The 17,141-nt window shown below is 71.8% G+C and carries 15 protein-coding genes; 4 read left to right on the forward strand and 11 right to left on the reverse strand.

The genetic code is table 11. The features are described 5' to 3' along the window. Positions 1-54: 54 nt before the first annotated feature. From IEW90_RS03685 to IEW90_RS03705, 5 genes are all read right to left on the reverse strand, one after another. The gene (locus IEW90_RS03685; RefSeq protein WP_188716143.1) at positions 55-1,572 is read right to left on the reverse strand and encodes a hypothetical protein; all 1,518 of its coding nucleotides are present in this window, start codon (positions 1,570-1,572) and stop codon (positions 55-57) included. Between the two features lie 311 nt (positions 1,573-1,883). After that, the gene (gene wecB, locus IEW90_RS03690; protein ID WP_188716145.1) at positions 1,884-3,035 is read right to left on the reverse strand and encodes a non-hydrolyzing UDP-N-acetylglucosamine 2-epimerase; all 1,152 of its coding nucleotides are present in this window, start codon (positions 3,033-3,035) and stop codon (positions 1,884-1,886) included. A gap of 20 nt (positions 3,036-3,055) precedes the next feature. After that, positions 3,056-3,892, reverse strand: a complete 837-nt coding sequence (locus tag IEW90_RS03695; RefSeq protein ID WP_188716147.1) for an ABC transporter ATP-binding protein — start codon at positions 3,890-3,892, stop codon at positions 3,056-3,058. Beyond that, positions 3,885-4,847 carry an ABC transporter permease gene (locus IEW90_RS03700; protein ID WP_188716149.1) on the reverse strand — a complete coding sequence of 321 codons (963 nt, stop codon included), beginning with the start codon at positions 4,845-4,847 and terminating at the stop codon, positions 3,885-3,887. Before IEW90_RS03700 ends, IEW90_RS03695 begins: the two co-directional genes overlap by 8 nt. 75 nt (positions 4,848-4,922) lie before the next feature. Further along, positions 4,923-6,671, reverse strand: coding sequence for a glycosyltransferase (locus IEW90_RS03705; protein ID WP_188716152.1), 1,749 nt, complete (start codon positions 6,669-6,671; stop codon positions 4,923-4,925). 28 nt (positions 6,672-6,699) lie between these two features. On the opposite strand from IEW90_RS03705, the gene galU reads away from it, so the two are divergent. The 4 genes from galU (at position 6,700) to rfbA (ending at position 10,233) form a co-directional block, all read left to right on the forward strand. Then, positions 6,700-7,593, forward strand: a complete 894-nt coding sequence (gene galU / locus IEW90_RS03710; protein WP_188716153.1) for a UTP--glucose-1-phosphate uridylyltransferase GalU — start codon at positions 6,700-6,702, stop codon at positions 7,591-7,593. A 93-nt stretch (positions 7,594-7,686) separates the two neighbouring features. Next, positions 7,687-8,031 (forward strand): histone-like nucleoid-structuring protein Lsr2, encoded by a 345-nt coding sequence (locus IEW90_RS03715; RefSeq protein ID WP_188716155.1) that lies wholly within the window; start codon positions 7,687-7,689, stop codon positions 8,029-8,031. 145 nt (positions 8,032-8,176) lie between these two features. Beyond that, complete coding sequence (locus tag IEW90_RS03720; RefSeq protein ID WP_188716164.1) at positions 8,177-9,343, forward strand: nucleotide sugar dehydrogenase; 1,167 nt, start codon at positions 8,177-8,179, stop codon at positions 9,341-9,343. Positions 9,344-9,357: 14 nt separating this feature from the next. Beyond that, positions 9,358-10,233 (forward strand): glucose-1-phosphate thymidylyltransferase RfbA, encoded by an 876-nt coding sequence (rfbA, locus tag IEW90_RS03725; protein ID WP_188716166.1) that lies wholly within the window; start codon positions 9,358-9,360, stop codon positions 10,231-10,233. A gap of 5 nt (positions 10,234-10,238) precedes the next feature. On the opposite strand, the gene IEW90_RS03730 is transcribed toward rfbA, so the two are convergent. The 6 genes from IEW90_RS03730 to IEW90_RS03755 all read right to left on the reverse strand — a co-directional run bounded on the left by IEW90_RS03730 (position 10,239) and on the right by IEW90_RS03755 (position 17,141). Next, positions 10,239-10,976 (reverse strand): SGNH/GDSL hydrolase family protein, encoded by a 738-nt coding sequence (locus IEW90_RS03730; RefSeq protein ID WP_188716168.1) that lies wholly within the window; start codon positions 10,974-10,976, stop codon positions 10,239-10,241. Continuing rightward, positions 10,973-12,301, reverse strand: coding sequence for a maltokinase N-terminal cap-like domain-containing protein (locus tag IEW90_RS03735; RefSeq protein WP_188716170.1), 1,329 nt, complete (start codon positions 12,299-12,301; stop codon positions 10,973-10,975). The genes IEW90_RS03730 and IEW90_RS03735 overlap by 4 nt, the downstream gene beginning before the upstream one ends. 45 nt (positions 12,302-12,346) lie before the next feature. After that, positions 12,347-14,050 (reverse strand): CAP domain-containing protein, encoded by a 1,704-nt coding sequence (locus IEW90_RS03740; RefSeq protein ID WP_188716172.1) that lies wholly within the window; start codon positions 14,048-14,050, stop codon positions 12,347-12,349. Positions 14,051-14,139: 89 nt separating this feature from the next. After that, positions 14,140-15,189, reverse strand: a complete 1,050-nt coding sequence (locus tag IEW90_RS03745; RefSeq protein WP_188716174.1) for a DUF4349 domain-containing protein — start codon at positions 15,187-15,189, stop codon at positions 14,140-14,142. 96 nt (positions 15,190-15,285) lie between these two features. Continuing rightward, on the reverse strand, positions 15,286-16,311 hold the full coding sequence (locus tag IEW90_RS03750) for a TetR/AcrR family transcriptional regulator (RefSeq protein ID WP_188716176.1): 1,026 nt from the start codon (positions 16,309-16,311) through the stop codon (positions 15,286-15,288). Beyond that, the gene (locus tag IEW90_RS03755) at positions 16,308-17,141 is read right to left on the reverse strand and encodes an aldo/keto reductase (protein WP_188716178.1); all 834 of its coding nucleotides are present in this window, start codon (positions 17,139-17,141) and stop codon (positions 16,308-16,310) included. The genes IEW90_RS03750 and IEW90_RS03755 overlap by 4 nt, the downstream gene beginning before the upstream one ends.

The raw sequence follows: 17,141 nt of genomic DNA on the forward strand, positions 1-17,141 counted from the left end.
GCACTCCACCAGAACACGATGGTGTCGGACGCCCTTGCACGCCTTCGAGCGGCTTCAGCGGGGTCGATTCGTCCTGGGTCCCCGAACTGCGCGCCGCCCCCGCGTGTTCACGGCGGTGATCTCCGCGGCCGAGAGGATCGTCGCGCCGAATAGGCGCTCCGGCGGTCGGCGGGATGCCAGCGCGTTGACGATGCGCTTGACGGAGGGGTCCCATGGCGACAGCCTGGCCCAGGCTCCGGGGTAGGAATCGGCGTACCCGAGCCTCCAGCCTGCCGAGGCAGTGTCTGCATGCCGAGGGAGCCAACGCAGGCTGTAGGCATTGCGATCCTTCGTGATGAACTCCTGCCTGAGTGTCGCCGCGACGACTCCCAAGACTTCAGGTCCCACCAGTTCGGGATCAGCCGCATGCCAGTCGTGCAACGCACGAAGCCTCATCGTCGCGTGCGAACTGTCCTCAGCTCGAGGAACCCCGGGCACCTCGCGTTCCGCGATCGGAGCATCTCTGGACACCCCTATGAAGGAATCGCTGCCTTCTGGATAGTAGAACCAAGGATGCGGAAGGTCGCCAGCCTGGTATCTGGAGATCTCCTTGAGCCAGGGACCGGTGAGAGACGCACCGCGCTTCCAAAGGCGCTCGTCCTCGTCGCGTCGCCCGATCAGCAGGAAGGACGTGGCCACGTCAGCCACGTGATTGTGAGGGAGTTCGACGGCGAGGCGCCTTCCTGGAAAGTCCGCGGGAGTGATATACCACTGATAGTCCTGCCCGCTTCGCAACTGATCATCATGATGAGTGAGCGCTTCACGTCCGGCGTCGTACAGCTCGTCGGGCGTCACGGCCGCGAGGATGTGCCCGCCGCCCGCTTCCTCGAGGGCGTCCGCTGTCTCGATGAGAGCCCGGACTATCAGTCCTGTGTGCACGAGGTGGGGCGCACGTTGCGCCTCGACCGCGAACTCGCCAGCCGGGAGGAAGCTCAGATCGATGGGCTCCTTGAGGCCCTGGATCCGGACGGAATACGCGGAAGCCCTGCGAGCGAGTACGTCGGGAAGGTAGTCGTTGGACGACGGGTCGAGCGACGCCTCGGGTGATGACCACGAGGTGCCATCGTCTCGGATCGCATGGACGATGGCAGTGCCAGGCTTAGGCCTCTCGATCCTCACCGCTGCTGCCGCCGCCTGCAGCGTGACGGCCGGAACGGTGTTCTCTCCGAGACGGACGGTGCCCGCGGTGTAGCGCGAGCCGGCGGACCAGACTGCCCCACGCCGTCCTCGCCAGTCAGTGATGCCGCGAGCCGCGTCGGTGCGTTCGATGACGTGCTGAGACCAGTCCGCGGCCTGATGGAGGTGAGTAGCGCTCCCTGAGTACCGCCACGCAACGCAGGCGGCACGGATCATTAGTGAGACGTCCCACGCGAAATGCCCGGATTCGTTTGACGAATACGTTGCATCCTGCGATACCTGCTCACCCAACGACCGCAGTCCTTCTGTGGTGAGGTTCTCATAGGTGGAACGTACGTCGGATGCTCGACGGGTCATGTCCGTGGGTAGACCGTGGGGGAGGGCGTCGTGGTCCACGTCTCCCTCTCTCGCCGGCCCTACTCGCGAGTCCTGGCGCTCCCATCGGTGAGCGTTCACCGCCGGTCAGTCTAGCCCTGCCTGGCGGGAACGGCTCCGGCACTCTCGCGAGTGGCTTCAACTGGCCCGGAACGGACTCCTAATGCGTTCGAAGTGACCGAGCCAAGTCGCTATTAGGGCCGCCGCCCCGGTTCCCCTGCACAACCGCTGCTGCGGATCACTCACGCTGGGGCAACGCCTGCGGCAACGCCGCATCGCATGAGACTGTGCCAGGGTCGCGCGAGTGTCGCGGCTTGGATGCGAGATGCGCCTTACTTGACGGCGAAATCTGGCTCACGCTCGCCGACGCCAAGCAACGCTGCGATCGCTGCAACTGACCGAGCCGACGCCTTGCCGTCGCCGTAGGGGTTTACGGCGTTCGCCATCGCGGCGTACGTCTCCTCGTCTTCGAGCAAGTGGTTCGCTTCGAAGACGATGCGGTCGTAGTCGGTGCCGACGAGGCGCACCGTGCCGGCGTCGACGGCCTCGGGACGCTCGGTGTTGTCGCGCATGACGAGCACCGGCTTGCCGAGGCTCGGCGCCTCCTCCTGCACGCCGCCCGAATCGGTGAGGATGATGCGCGCAGCGGCCATGACCTTCGTGAACTCGGCGTAGGGCAGCGGCTCTGTCACGATCACGTTGTCCTTCCGCTCCAGGTGCGGCAGCACAGCCTCGCGCACTGCTGGATTGCGATGCATGGGGAGAATGACGATGTGGTCTGGATGCTTCTTCGCGAGCTTCGCAAGGGCGCGGGCGACTGCGCCCATGCTGTCGCCGAGGTTCTCGCGCCGGTGCGTGGTGGCAAGGATGATGGGCCTGCCGCTCGCTATCGCCTCGGCGACGGCGGGGTCGCTGGGAACGGTGTCCCACGAAGACGCCTCGAGCAGCGCGTCGATGACGGTGTTGCCCGTGACGACGATCGTCGACGGCTCCACCGATTCGTGGAAAAGGTTGTCGCGCGACCTCTTCGTCGGCGCGAGGTGAAGCGTAGCGACCTGACTGATGAGCTTGCGATTCGCCTCTTCGGGGAAGGGCGAATCGATATTCCCGGTGCGGAGGCCCGCCTCGAGGTGCACGACCGCCACCTGCCGGTTGAACGCGGCGATCGCCGCGGCCATGGCGGTCGACGTGTCGCCCTGCACGATCACGATCTCGGGCTGCTCCTCGACGAGCAGAGCATCGATGCCCGCTATCGCGCGGGACACGATGCCGTTGAGCGGCTGCCCGGGGATCATGAGATCGAGGTCGTGCTTCGGCGTGATGTCGAACATCGTGTTGACCTGGTCGAGCATCTCCCGGTGCTGACCGGTGACCACCGGGATCGACTCGAAGCGCTCATCTCGCTTGAGCATTTCGATGACGGTGGCGACCTTGATCGCCTCCGGTCGAGTCCCGTAGATCGTCATGACCTTGGGTTTCACCATGATGGTCGTTCCGTGTCTTGTCAGGTTCCGGAGAAGAGGGGAGGGTGGGACTCGGTCGCGCTGACGAGCGCCTTCTTCGCAGCCCTGTCCTTGCCGAGCGCGATGCTGTGCGCGTAGTAGCGGTACATGTTGGCGACCTCTCCGGCAGGGCCGTCGGCGATCAAAGTTCCGGCGTCGAGCCACAGAGCTCGCGTGCACATGTCCTCGATCGTCTGGGCCGCGTGGCTCACGAGGAACACGGTGCCGGCGCGAGCGATCAGGCCATGCATGGCCTCCTTCGCACGTTCGGTAAACGAGGCGTCGCCAGTCGAGAGAGCCTCGTCGATCATCAGGATCTCCGGGTCCGCGGCCACCGAAATCGCGAAGCGCAGCCTTGCTGCCATGCCGGACGAGTATGTGCTCATGGGTTGCTTGATCGCTTCGCCGAGGTCGGCGAGCAGCTCGATGCGCTCCCGCGCGAAGTACGCCTCGTCAGGCGTCATGCCCATCGCGAGGGTGCCGAGCCAGATGTTCTCCAGTCCCGACAGCTCGGGCACGAGGGCAGCGCTGACGCCGAGCAGTTGCGGTTGCGCGCTCGCGACCACGGTGCCCGATGTTGCGGGCTGCAGGCCGGCGAGCACGCGCAGCAGCGAGCTCTTGCCTGAGCCGTTCAGACCCACTAGCCCGACCATCTCGCCCTCGCGTGCGGCGAGCGAGACGCCGCGCAGCACTGGGCCACTCACCGGCCGCTTCCCGAGGATCGAGCGGAACGAGCGCGGGCCCGAGCGCTGCACGCGGTAGCGCAGGCGCACGTTGTCCGCCGCGATCGTCACCTTGGGGTCGCTGCTGAGGTGCCAGCCGGTCTGGAAGTCACTCACGGGTGTAGCGCTCCTCGTCGAGCCAGAACACGGTAAAGCCGATCGTCAATGCACCAAGGGCCCACGCCGCGAGCATCGTCCATTCGGCGAGGGGGGGTACTGCGCCGTCGATGAGCACAGTGCGGTAGAGGTCTAGTACGACGTAGATCGGATTCGCCTCGATGACGGCCATGATCGTCGGGTGGTCGATGAAGCGGTCGATCGGAAAGATGACTGCAGACGCATACATGAGGAACCGGCTGACGAAGCTCATGGCCTGCGCCAGGTCAGGGAGGACGGCGCCAAGCCAGCCAAAGAGGAGCGAGAGCCCGAGGTTGAGCGTCGTGTGCAGCAGAAGGATGACGGGGAAGAGCGACCAGGTCACGCTCGGGATCTCGTGCGGCGGCACGAGCACGATGCCTCCGAGCATGACGATGATTGCAGGCATCGCCATCATGAGCTCACGCACCGTCAGGGATACTGCGACGGAAGCACGAGGGAAGGCGAACGCTCGGAGCATCGCCTTCGATCCTCGGATGAGGCCCACCCCGCCCGTGATGGCTCGACTCGTCAGCCGATACATGAATATGCCGACGACGATCCATGCGAGGAAGTTCTCCATGCCGCGAGACGCCTGGAGGATCAGCCCGAAGACGATGCCGTAGAACGCGGCGTCGAGGAGGGGGCGCAGGACGTACCAGAGCGCGCCGAGGCGTTCGTTCGAGTAGCGGGTGACCGCCGCGCCGCGGGCCCCTGCCCAGATGAAGTGGCGCCGATCCCACAGCTCGGTGAAGTACTCGCGCAGCGGCGGCCGGCTCCCGACGCGCCGGAGGTGGCTGAGGTCGCCGTAGCGGCTCTCGAGGTCGCGCCGGAGCGGCGTGGAGAGCAGCTGGGCGCCCGACTTCCGCGTTGACCACGCTCGTCGCCACTGCGTCCGGAGTCCCTGCGACTCGCGGCGCGGCGATGAGCGAGTCATGCGGATTCCTGTGCAATCTGTGCGAGTAGGGAGCGGAGCGCGGGCGACGCTCCGTGCACGATGCTACCCGCCCGGTCAGACACCCAGGCGTCCGTAGGCGTCGCGATACGTCTGCGCGACCGAGCCCCAGGTGCGCTCGGCCGCTCGGCGCTTGCCCGCGTCGGCCAGCTCCTCGCGCGCGGGGGGCGTCCTCGCGATCTCGGCCAGGCGCTCGGCGAGCGCCCCCGCGTCCCCCGGAGGCACGGTCGCTCCGGCCGCGACCATGCCCGGTCCGACGGACTCGACCAGCGGCGGCAGGTCGCTCACGAGCAGCGGCGCCCCCGCGGCCATCGCCTCGATCGGCTTGAGCGGTGCGACGGTGCGGGTGACCTCGCGGTCGACGCGCGGCACGACCACGACGTCGAGCGCGTCGAGCCACTGCGCCGCCGCCTCCCGTGGCACGCGACCCGGGAGCACCGCGGCGCCGTCGAGGCCGAGCTCGGTCGCGAGCGTGAGCAGCGCCGGCCGCGCTGTGCCGTCGCCGATCAGGAGCGCACGGATGTCGTGGCCGGCCGCGCGGGCCTGGGCGACCGCGCGGAGGAGCACGTCGAACCCCTCGTAGTCGACGATCGACGACGCGGCGCCCACCCAGAAGCCCTCGCGCGGCAGGCCGACGCCGAGGCGCGCGTCGGCCGGGGCGGGGCGCTCGCGCTCGAGCAGCGCCGCGTCGATGCCGTTGGGCACGAGCTCGATGCGCTCCCGCGGCACGCCCCGCTCGACGAGGTCGTCGCGCATCCGGTCGGCCAGCGTGAAGACCGCGTCGGCGGCGGCGGCGAGCTCGGCCTCGCGCGCCCGCACCAGCGCATAGCGCTCGCTCGAGCGAGCGCGTTCTCGCGCCTCGTCGCTGGCCAGCCCCGAGAGCCAGGTCTGCTCGAGCATGCCGCGCACCTCGTACGCCCAGGGCAGGCCGAGGGCCTCCGCCACCTCGCGGACGACGACGGCATTCGGGTAGTGCGTCGTCGTCTGCAGCGCCGCGGGACCGATCCGGGCCGCGAGCGCCGCCAGCGCATCGGCCTGCTGTCGGAGCCGCCCGTCGGGCGTCGACGCGAGCGCGACGGGGAGCGCGCGGTGGTACGCGATGCCGTCGATGACGTCGATCGCGCGGGCGCCGAGCCCGCCGACCACGACCGGATAGCCGACCCGCGTCATCGCGACCGGCGCGAGCCCCGCGTCGCGCTGCGCGCGCAGCACCGCGTGCGATCGGATCGTGTAGCCCGACTGCGTGTGCGGCAGCGAGTTCGTCAGGAGGTGCAGCACGCCATGGCCGTCGACGGTCGGCGCTCCGGCGTGCGTCCAGCGCAGGCGCGTGCCCGGCGTCATGAGCGCCCGCTCCGCACGCAGCACGCGCCGGAGCCTCGGAGCCCGAACGCCGTCGAGCAGCGCGATGGCGGTCGTCGCCTCTCCGAGCTGCCACGCGGCACGCGCTCGCGCGACCGGATGCGCGGTGGGGTCGTCGACGACCAGCTCGGGGCGGCCCGCCGCCTGCGCGACCTCGGCCGCGAGCCGCGAGAGCCCGGGGCCGGACGTCTCGTCGAGGATGCCGCGCACGGCATCCAGCTCGCCCCGCATCCACGCGCCGAGCAGCGCCGCGTCGGCGCCGCGCGCCGATGCCGCCGCCCGCACCAGGGCGCGCCGGGCGAGCGGGAAGCGGCGCGCCAGCTGGATGCCGAAGAGCGTCGGGTCCTCGCCGAGCGAGCGGGCCGCGGTCGCCGCCGCCATCGCCGCGTTGCCGACGAGCCGGAGCGGCAGCGCATCGCTGAGGATTCGACGCGATCGGGAGGCCACGGCACGATCCTCCCATTAGCCTGGCGGCATGCCGCACTCTGTCACGAAGGCCGTCATCCCCGCCGCGGGCCTCGGCACACGATTCCTCCCCGCCACGAAGGCGCTCCCCAAGGAGATGCTCCCGGTCGTCGATCGCCCCGCGATCCAGTACGTGGTGGAGGAGGCGGTGCACGCCGGGCTCAACGACGTGCTGTTCGTCACGGGGCGCAACAAGAACGCGCTCGAGAACCACTTCGACCGCGCGACGGAGCTCGAGGCGATCCTCATGCAGAAGGGCGACGCCGAGAAGCTCACCAAGGTGAACGAGTCGACAGCGATGGCCGACATCCACTACGTGCGGCAGGGGGATCCGAAGGGCCTGGGCCACGCCGTGCTGCGCTCGAGGGCCCACGTCGGGCAGGAGCCCTTCGCGGTGCTCCTGGGCGACGACATCATCGATGCGCGCGACCCGCTGCTCGAGCGCATGCTCGAGGTGCACGGCGCGCGCGAGACGACCGTGGTCGGCCTGATGGAGGTCGACCCCGCGCAGGCGCACCTCTACGGCATCGCCACGGTCGAGCCGACCGACGAGCCCGACGTCGTGCGCGTCACCGGGCTCGTCGAGAAGCCGGCGCCCGGGACGGCGCCGTCGAACCTCGCGATCGTGGGCCGCTACGTGCTGCGCCCCGAGATATACCCGGTGCTGGAGCGCACCGAGCCGGGCAAGGGCGGGGAGATCCAGCTGACGGATGCGCTGCTGGCGCTCGCCGACGACGACGCGGCGGGCGGCGTGCACGGCGTCGTGTTCCGCGGCCGCCGCTACGACACGGGCGACCGGCTCGACTACATCAAGGCGAACGTGCAGCTCGCCGTCGATCGCGACGACCTCGGGCCCGGCCTCAAGGAATGGCTCCGCGAATTCGTCGCCGATCTCGACGGCTGAATTCCCCCGCATTCGTACCCCGTTCCGCGTCCGGGGGCAATTCCGGCGTGGGCCTGTGCATTCTCCTGAGGAATCGCCGCTACAGTTCCTCGCATGGCAAAGCAGACATTGGTGCAGCTCGTCGACGACTTCTCGGGCGAGCCGATCGAGGACGGCGCGGGCCGCACGGTCCGCTTCGCGTTCGACGGCGCGGAGTACGAGATCGACCTCACGAACTCGCACATCGAGGAATTCTCGAACTCGCTCGAGAACTACATCCGCGCGTCTCGGCGCGTCTCCGGCCGGAAGGCCGCGACGCGCAATTCGGGTGGCGCGAAGAAGTCCGGCGGCGCGAACGACACCGCGGCGATCCGCGAATGGGCCGAGGCGAACGGCATCCCCGTCGCGACCCGCGGGCGCATCTCGGCGGAGATCGTCGAGCAGTACCGCAACCGCTGAGCTCTCCGGACGGGGCGCGGCGCCGAGGCGCGGCGCCCCGTCCGTCTGCGGGAATCCTCCGCCGCCGCGGGCCGTTAGCCTGGCCGGGGCGCCACCGCGCCCTCGGGATCATCGCCGGCGCCGCCGGTAGGAAGCAAGGTGCAACGTGAAGATCGTCGTCGTCGGCACGGGCTACGTCGGCCTGTCGAATGCAGTCGTGCTCGCGAAGCACCACGACGTCGTCGCGGTCGACATCGACCAGCGCAAGGTCGACCTCGTGAACGAGCGGCGCTCTCCCATCGTCGATGCCGAGCTCGAGCAGCACCTGCGCGAGCAGCCGCTCAGCCTCACCGCCACGACCGACGCGGCCGCCGCCTTCGAGGGCGCGGAGCTCGTCGTCGTCGCGACCCCCACCGACTACGACCCGGTCGAGAACTTCTTCAACACCCGCTCCGTCGAGGCTGTCATCGCGCAGGTGCTCGAGGTCACGCGCGACGCGACGATCGTCGTGAAGTCGACCGTGCCGGTCGGGTTCACCGAGCGGCTCCGCGGCGAGCACCCGGGCGCCCACATCGTGTTCTCGCCCGAGTTCCTGCGCGAGGGCCGCGCGCTCCACGACAACCTGCACCCCTCGCGCATCGTCGTCGGCGACACCGGCGAGCACGGCCGCCGCTTCGCGGAGCTCATGCTCGAGGGCGCCGACGAGGACGACGTGCCCGTGCTGCTCACGCACGCCACCGAGGCGGAGGCGATCAAGCTCTTCGCCAACACGTACCTCGCGCTGCGCGTCGCGTACTTCAACGAGCTCGACACCTACGCGGCCACGCACGGCCTCGACGCCGCGCAGATCATCGAGGGCGTCGGCCTCGACCCGCGCATCGGCGGCCACTACAACAACCCCTCCTTCGGCTACGGCGGCTACTGCCTGCCCAAGGACACCAAGCAGCTGCTCGCCAACTACAGCGACGTCCCGCAGAACCTCATCGCGGCGGTCGTCGCGGCGAACACCACCCGCAAGGACTTCATCGCCGACGACATCCTGCGCCGCGGCCCGAAGGTCGTCGGCATCCACCGGCTCATCATGAAGTCCGGATCCGACAACTTCCGCGCCTCGTCGATCCAGGGCGTCATGAAGCGGATCCGCGCGAAGGGCGTCGAGATCGTCATCTACGAGCCCACGCTCGCCGAGGACGAGTTCTTCGGCTCGGAGGTGATGCGCGACCTCGACGCGTTCAAGGCGCGCGCCGACGTCATCGTCGCGAACCGGCAGTCGGCCGAGCTCGACGACGTCGCCGACAAGGTCTACACGCGCGACATCTACGGCCGCGACTGAGGCCGGGAGCAGCGATGAAGGGCATCGTCCTCGCCGGAGGCTCCGGCACCCGCCTGCACCCGATCACGCTCGGCGTCTCGAAGCAGCTCGTGCCGGTGTACGACAAGCCGATGGTCTACTACCCCCTCGCCACGCTCATGCTCGCCGGCGTGCGCGAGGTGCTCGTCATCACGACCCCGCACGACGCGCCGCAGTTCGAGCGGCTGCTCGGCGACGGCTCGCAGTTCGGCATCTCGATCGAGTACGCGGTGCAGCCCGAGCCGAACGGCCTCGCGCAGGCCTTCGTGATCGGCGCCGACTTCATCGGCGACGACAGCGTCTGCCTCGTGCTCGGCGACAACATCTTCTACGGGCCCGGCATGGGCTCGCGGCTCTCGCGCTTCGCCGACATCGAGGGCGGCGCCGTCTTCGCGTACTGGGTGGCGGACCCCACCGCCTACGGCGTCGTCGAGTTCGACGACGACGGCCGCGCCATCTCGATCGAGGAGAAGCCGGCCGCGCCGCGCAGCAACTACGCGGTGCCCGGCATCTACTTCTACGACAGCAGCGTCGTGCAGATCGCCCGCGACCTCGAGCCCTCCGCCCGCGGCGAGTACGAGATCAGCGACGTCAACGCCGCCTACCTCGCCCAGGGCCGGCTGCGCGTCGAGGTGCTCCCGCGCGGCACCGCGTGGCTCGACACCGGCACCTTCGACTCGATGTCCGAGGCGGGCGAGTTCGTGCGCACCATCGAGCGCCGGCAGGGCCTGAAGATCGGCGCGCCCGAGGAGGTCGCGTGGCGACGGGGCTGGCTCTCGGACGACGAGCTGCGCGAGCGCGGGGCCGCGCTCGCGAAGTCCGGCTACGGCCGGTACCTGCTCGAGGTGCTCGCGCGCGGCGACCGCGGGTAGCGGCGCTAACCTGCGCCCAGCGCCTCGTCGATCCGCTCCGCGATGAGCCGGAGGCCGGCCGCGTTCGGGTGCAGGTCGTCCGGCGCGATGAGCTCCGGCCGCCCCGCGAAGAGGTCGCCCAGATCGACGAGCTCGGCGCCCACGCGCCGCGACTCCCGCGCGACGGTCTCGCGCATCGCGACGAGCTCGGGCGGCGTCGCGGAGTCGTCCCACAGCGGCGAGGTCACGACGATCCGCGCCTCGGGCAGCGCGGCGCGCAGCTGCTGGAAGAAGTCGGCGACGGCCGCGTCGATGCCCTCGAGGCCGAGGTCGTTGCGGCCGCCGGAGACCACGACGACGTCCGGATCCGCGGCGACCGCGTCGTCGATCACGCCCGCGTAGGCCGGGCAGCCGCCCTCGGGGCAGTAGCCCGCCGCGTGCGCGCGCACGTAGCCCGTGCCGGACACGGCGAGGTTGACGACCTGCCAGCCGCGCGCCTGGCCGAGGATGGCGGGGAACCCGCTGCCGGCGATCTCGGATCCGGCGCCCACGGTGTACGAGTCGCCGATGAAGACCGCGACCGGCGCATCGGCGCCCGCCTCCGGCGACGCGGGCCCGCCGGACGGCGACGGCGCGGGAGCCGGGGCCGGTCCCGTGCGCAGCGTCGACAGCGCCAGCGAGGCGGCGATGGCGAGCGCCGCGACGGCCGCGACGACGAGCACGAGCCGCCGACGGCCCCCCGCGCTGCCTCGCACCAGGCTCACCCCACCAGTGCGCGGACGGCGGCGAGCGGCACGGGCAGCCAGTCGGGGCGGTTGCGCAGCTCGTAGACGACCTCGTACAGCGCCTTGTCGAGCAGCAGGGCCCGCAGCACGGGGTCGTGCGGATCGACGGCGCCGAGCTCGATCCCGTAGCCCTCGAGGAACTCGGCCTGCCGGGCGACCACCCAGTCGCCGGCGGCCGACGGCTCGCCCTCGGGCGACTCCTGCAGCGCCGAGCCGGCGGCGTAGTCGAACGAGCGGAGCATCCCGACGACGTCGCGGAGCCTCGGCTCGCGCACCATGCGCTCGTGCAGCGGCCGCAGCGGCTCGCCCTCGAAGTCGAGGAGGATCCAGCGGCCGTCGCGGTCGCGCAGCACCTGGCCGAGGTGGAGGTCGCCGTGGATCTGCTGCAGCGCTCCCAGGCCGTCGAGCGCGCGCAGCGCCTCGGCCGCGCGCGACAGCCCGACATCGAGCGGCTGCAGCACCTCCGCCGCCTCGTCGCGCGCCCAGGCGAGGCGCTGCTCGAGCCCCGCGACGAAGCGCGCCGTGTCGTCCGTCCCGGCCTCGGCGGTGCCCAGCGCCGAGGCGAGCTCGCGATGCACGGTCGCGACGGCGGTGCCGAGGGCGCGCGCATCGGGGGCGTCGCCGCGCTGCGCCTCGTGGCGCACGGTCGCGAGCGCGTGCGCTCGGAACAGCGCCCAGGCGTCCTCGCCGCCCTGCACGAACGCCGACACCGCGACCAGGTGCCCCGTCACCTCCGCCGCGCCCGCAGGCCAGGAGCCCGACAGCGACGCGAGCAGGTGGGGCACGGATGCCGTGCCCTGGCGGGTGAGCGCACCCGTGACGACGACGTCGGGGTTGTCGCCCGGCGCGACCACGCGGAACACCTTCGCGATCCAGGTGCCGTCGCCGCCGATGATCGAGGTGTTCGACTGCTCGCCGGAGACCACCCGGACGGCGCCGTCCGCCGGTCTGCGCGACGCCTGGCCGGTGAGCCCCGGCACCGTGCGACCGCCGGCTGCGACGTCGAGCAGCGCCGCCACCGCCGCAGGGTCGGCGCAGCCGTCGACGAGCCACCGTCCGTCGAGCTCGGCGATGGGGGCGGCCCCCGGCTCCGAGCGCCATGCCACGGGCACCTGCAGCAGCAGCTCGCCCGCGCGCAGCAGCAGGATCGCGGTCTCGTCGCCGAGGTGCCACGTCCGCTCGAGCGAGACGGCCGCCTCGACGCCCTTCAGCGGATACCAGCGGGTGCCCGGCATCCATCGCTCCACGGCGGCGATGACGGCCGGATCGTCGAGCGGCATGGGGGCGGTGTCGTCGGCGGGCATGGCGACATCCTGCCCGCCGCAGGTGTGAGCGGGCGGAGGATCCGGTCAGCGGCGCGCGAAGTCGAGCACGTAGTACCAGGAGCCGTTGGAGCCCCGCTCGACGCCGATGCCGATGTGCGTGAACGTGGCGTTCAGGATGTTGTTGCGGTGTCCGGTCGACGCCATCCACGTGCGCATCATGCTCGTCGGATCCGGGTTCGTCGTCATCGTGCGGCCCACGTTCTCGCCCCAGCCGCGAGCGGCGCAGGCGCGCATGTCGGCATCCAGCGTGGGGTTGTGGGCGCTGCCCGCGAGCGAGTCGCGCGCCATCGTCGCGGCCCAGCGGCCGGCGACGCCCGAGAGGCACGTGTCGATCGCGAGCGGTGCCTGGCCGGCGGTGCGGCGCTCCGCGTTGATCGAGTCGAGCAGCGACCGCAGCACGGCAGGGTCGGGCGCGCCGCTCGTGGAGCCGATCGGCGTGGTGTGCAGCTGGGTGCCCCAGACGGTGCTGAAGAGGTCGGCGACCGGTGCGATCAGCCCGGTCGGGCCGCAGCCGTTGACGGGGGTGCCCCGGATGCCGGACACGACCGCGACCGCGGTCGCGCCCTCGCCGTTGGGGTGCGAGACCACGGGGCCGCCCGAGTCGCCCAGGCAGAAGGCGCGACCGGTGCTCGAGGTGACCAGCTGCACGTTCATGCACTCGGAGCCCGCGGAGGAGGAGTAGCACGCCACGTACGGCGCGCCCGCCCGCAGGTCGCACTTCCAGCCGGTGACCTGACCGGACGAGCACAGGTAGTAGCCCGAGGGCGGCGCGGTCGTCATCGCGGACGTGATGGGCACGGTGCCGGTCTGCGACTGGTAGATCCGCGGCAGCGTGCGCGCCTCGTAGTCGAGGGCGATGATGCCGAGGTCGGTCGCGCGCGCGCCGTCGTTGAGCTCGGCGACCAGGTCGGAGGTGCCGATGCCCGCGCCCGCGTAGTTGCGGACGGCGCGCGAGTCCATGTAGTCGCTGCAGTGGGCCGCGGTGAGGATGAACGGGCGGTGGCCCTGCACGCCGGTGAACCCGGAGGTGCACGAGACGAAGGCACCGCTGCGGAACTGCGTCAGGACGCGCATCCCGCCCGACAGCTCGGTGCGGTCGTCGGTGCGGCCGGTCTGGATCGGCGCTCGGCCCGCGGGGTCGACGCGCGCGGCGGAGAGGGGCACGTCGTCGGTGCGCTCGACCACGAGGTCGACGCCCAGGGCCGCCGCGTCGGACTCCGCGCGCTCCAGCACCCGCTGCACACCGGCGTCGTCGAGCGGGATCGCCACGTCGCCGGCCGCCTCGGCCGCCTCCTCGGTGGGCACCTCGACCGTGAGGCCCTCGTCGCCGATCTGCACGCCGAAGGCGCCCTCGACGGGGAGCGAGGCGGCGACGCCCTGGGCGACCTCGGTGAGCGCGGCGGCCGACGCCGCCTGGGGCACGAAGCGCACATCGATGCCGTCGATGGCCGCGTCGTCGGCGATCCGCTGCACGTCGCCCGGCACGTCGCCCACCCAGCCGACGTCGATCGTGCCGGCCTCCGGGTCTCCGGCGACGGTGCCCATCCGGTGCTCGGCGGCGAGCGCGTCGAGCTCGCTGATCTTCGCGATGATGTCGAAGTGCGCCTCCTGCACGGCCGGCAGGTCGCCCGCCGCTGGCGTGCTCGCGACGCTCGGCGCGGCGAAGGGGGCGAGCGTCGCGACGCCGACGCCGAGGGCGGCGACGGCGGCGAGGATGGAGCGGTGCATGCGGGAACCTCGTGACCGGTGGGCAGAACCGGATTCCGATGCTAGCGGAGAGTCTCAACCTCACCTAGAGGGTCTTCGCACGCGAACGCTCAGTCGCGCGCGACCGGATCCCGCTCGTCGGTGGCGACGCCCTCGTCGGTGCGATCCTCGGCGAGCGCGGTGCCGTCGTCGGCCGCGGAGGCTCGCCCCGCGGGGTTGCCGATCGCGGGACCGGCGGTCGGGGACGTGGGACGCCGGCGCAGGATGCGACGCACCACCAGCCAGATCGCCAGGCCCAGCAGCACCAGCAGCACGAGCGCCGGCAGCGCCTCGCCGAAGCCGTAGAGGGCGGCCGCGCCCCAGGCGAGGAACGCCGCCCAGCCGGCCACGAGGCCGTCCCAGAAGGTCGGCGTGCCCGTGGGGCCCTGCACCGTCGTCGAGCGGATGTCCACCTGCAGGGTCGACATCGCCACCTGATCGGCGAGCGAACGCTGCTCCGAGAGCAGCTGCTCCAGCTCGCCCGTGCGCTGCGTCAGCTGCGCCTCCACCTCGAGCAGCGTCTCGGTGTCGGCGGCGCTCGCGAGCAGCTCGGTGAGCCGCTCGACCGAGGCGCGGGTCGCGTCGACGCGCACCTCGAGGTCGCGCACCTGGGCGGTGACGCGCTGCTCGCCGAGGTCGACCCGCGTCACGTCGCCGAGCGCGCGGAGCGCCGTGAGCATCGGCTCGACCTCCTCGGCCGGCACCCGCACGACGAGCGTCGACCACGCCGGCTCGAAGTCGGTGGAGGCGCCCTCGGAGCGCTGGTCGACGCCGCCGTCGCGCTGCTCCGCCTCGTCGGCGACCCGGTCGGCCGTCGCGATCGGATCCGCCACCCGCATGCTCAGCGCGCCCGAGACGATGACCGCCTCGTCCTCGCTCGGGGCGACACCCGGCATCCCCTCGCCGCCCATCCCGTCGCCGCCGGATGCGGCCTCCTCGGCGCCGGCGTCGAAGCCCGGGTCGACGCCGGGCATGCCGACGTCGGGTACGGCGACGTCGGGCACGGCGACGCCCGGCACCTCGCGCTCGGGTGCACTGGCGGCGCCGCCGAGGGCGCCGCATCCGGCGAGGAGAGTGCCGGCGAGCACGATGCCGGCGATCGCAGCGAGTCGTCTGGTCATGCTCCCAGCGTGCGCCGCGGGCGGCAGAAGCACAGCCCAACGTTCGCGACGACTCGCTCGTCAGCCGCGCCGCGGCCGCGGCCCGACGGCGATGCCTCAGCGGCTCGAGGGCTCCTTGCGGCGGGCGCGCTCGGCCTTCGCGTCGGCCTTCGCCTGCTCCTTCGCCTCCGCCTTCGCCCGCTGGTCGGCCTTCGCCTCCGCCTTCGCGGCCGCCTTCGCGTCGGCGGCCCGGTCCTTCGCCTCCACCGCCTCCAGCCGCTCGCTCGCGCGCGCCACGGCCTCGGCGGCCTTCGCCTCCGCCTGCCGCAGCCGCGCGCGCGCCTCGTCGACGACCTTCGCCGCCTCGCGCACCTGCTTGTCGGCGACGATCGAGGCGGGGAGGCGCCCGATGTCGTCGCCGTCGGCGCCCGCGCGCTCGATCCAGCGTTCGATGCCGTCGAGCAGGCGCGACAGGCCGAAGCGGAAGCCGGACTCCGGCTCCGCCACCGGCTCCTCGAACAGGCCCGCGCGCACGGCGGGAGCGAGCGCGGGGAAGCGCTCGTCGGTGACGAGCTCGGGCAGCGCCGCGCGCACGGCGTCGTCGACGCCCGCGTCGCTCGACGCCCGCGCGTACAGGCCGATGTAGCCGAGCAGCAGCAGGAGCGTCGCGAGCTTCATGCGATCCGGGGCGTCGACCTCCTCGAGCGCGATGAAGCCGGCCTCGACGACCGCGAGGCGGTTCGGGGTCGTCGGCGTCGACGAGGGCGGGAGGTCGGCGAGCCACGGATGCGCGTCGTAGCTCGCGCGCACGAACACCGCCCAGTCGCGCAGCCGCTCGCGCCAGCCCTCGCCCGTCGACGGCATCGCGATCTCGCTCGCCGCGTCGTACATGAGCAGGAGCAGGTCGTCCTTGCCGGTGACGTAGCGGTAGAGCGACATGGGGGTGAACCCGACGGCCGCGGCGACGCGGCCCATGCTCACCGCATCCAGCCCGTCGGCGTCGGCGATCTCGATGGCCGCCTCGACGATCCGCTCGGTGCTGAGCTCGCGCTTGGGGCCGCGGTGCGGCAGCGCCGCGACGCCCCACGTGACCGCGTGGGCGTGGGGGAGGGGCGGCGCCTGGCCGTCGGGCGCGTCGCTCACTGGCGGTCGTCCGGGTGGGTGCCGGTGCGCTCGCCGGTCTCGAGCGCGGCGATGGCGACCAGGTCGTCGGCCGTGAGCTCGAGGTCGTCGACGTCGAGGTTCTCGCGCAGCCGCTCGGGCCGCGACGACTTCGGGATGGCGGCGCCGCCCAGCTGCAGGTGCCAGCGGATGATGACCTGCGCGGGGCTCGCGCCGTGCTCGCGCGCGATGCGCACGACCTCCGGATCCTCGAGCACGCGCGAGCGGCCCAGCGGGCTCCACGCCTGCGTGACGATGCCGTGGCGCTCGTGGAACGCGCGCAGGTCGTGCTGCGGGAGCCACGGGTGCGACTCCACCTGGTTCACGACCGGCACGACGCCCGTCTCGTCGACGATGCGGGCGAGGTGCTCCTCGGTGAAGTTCGAGACGCCGATGGAGCGCACGCGGCCCTGCTGCTGCAGCTCGACGAGCGCGCGCCAGGCCTGCGGGTACTCGCCGCGGGCGGGGCGCGGCCAGTGGATCATGTAGAGGTCGATGCCGACGCCCGCGCCGAGCGCGTGCTCGCTCGCGTCGAAGGCGCGGAGGGTGGCGTCGCGAGACTGGTCGCCCTCGCCCCACGCCTTGCTCGTGACCGTGATCGCGGTGCGCTCGAGGCCCGAGTCGAGCGCGCGGCGGATGCCGTGGCCCGCCTCCGTCTCGTTGCCGTACAGCTCGGCGCCGTCGACGAGCCGGTAGCCGGCCGCGAGCCCGGCCTCGACGACGCCCGCGGCGTCCTCCGGCGCGACCTTGTAGAGGCCGAAGCCGAGCGCGGGGAGCGCGTGTCCGTCGTGGAGCGTGAGGTTCTCGGGCAC

The organism is Agrococcus terreus (assembly GCF_014645235.1).
Lineage (GTDB): Bacteria > Actinomycetota > Actinomycetes > Actinomycetales > Microbacteriaceae > Agrococcus > Agrococcus terreus.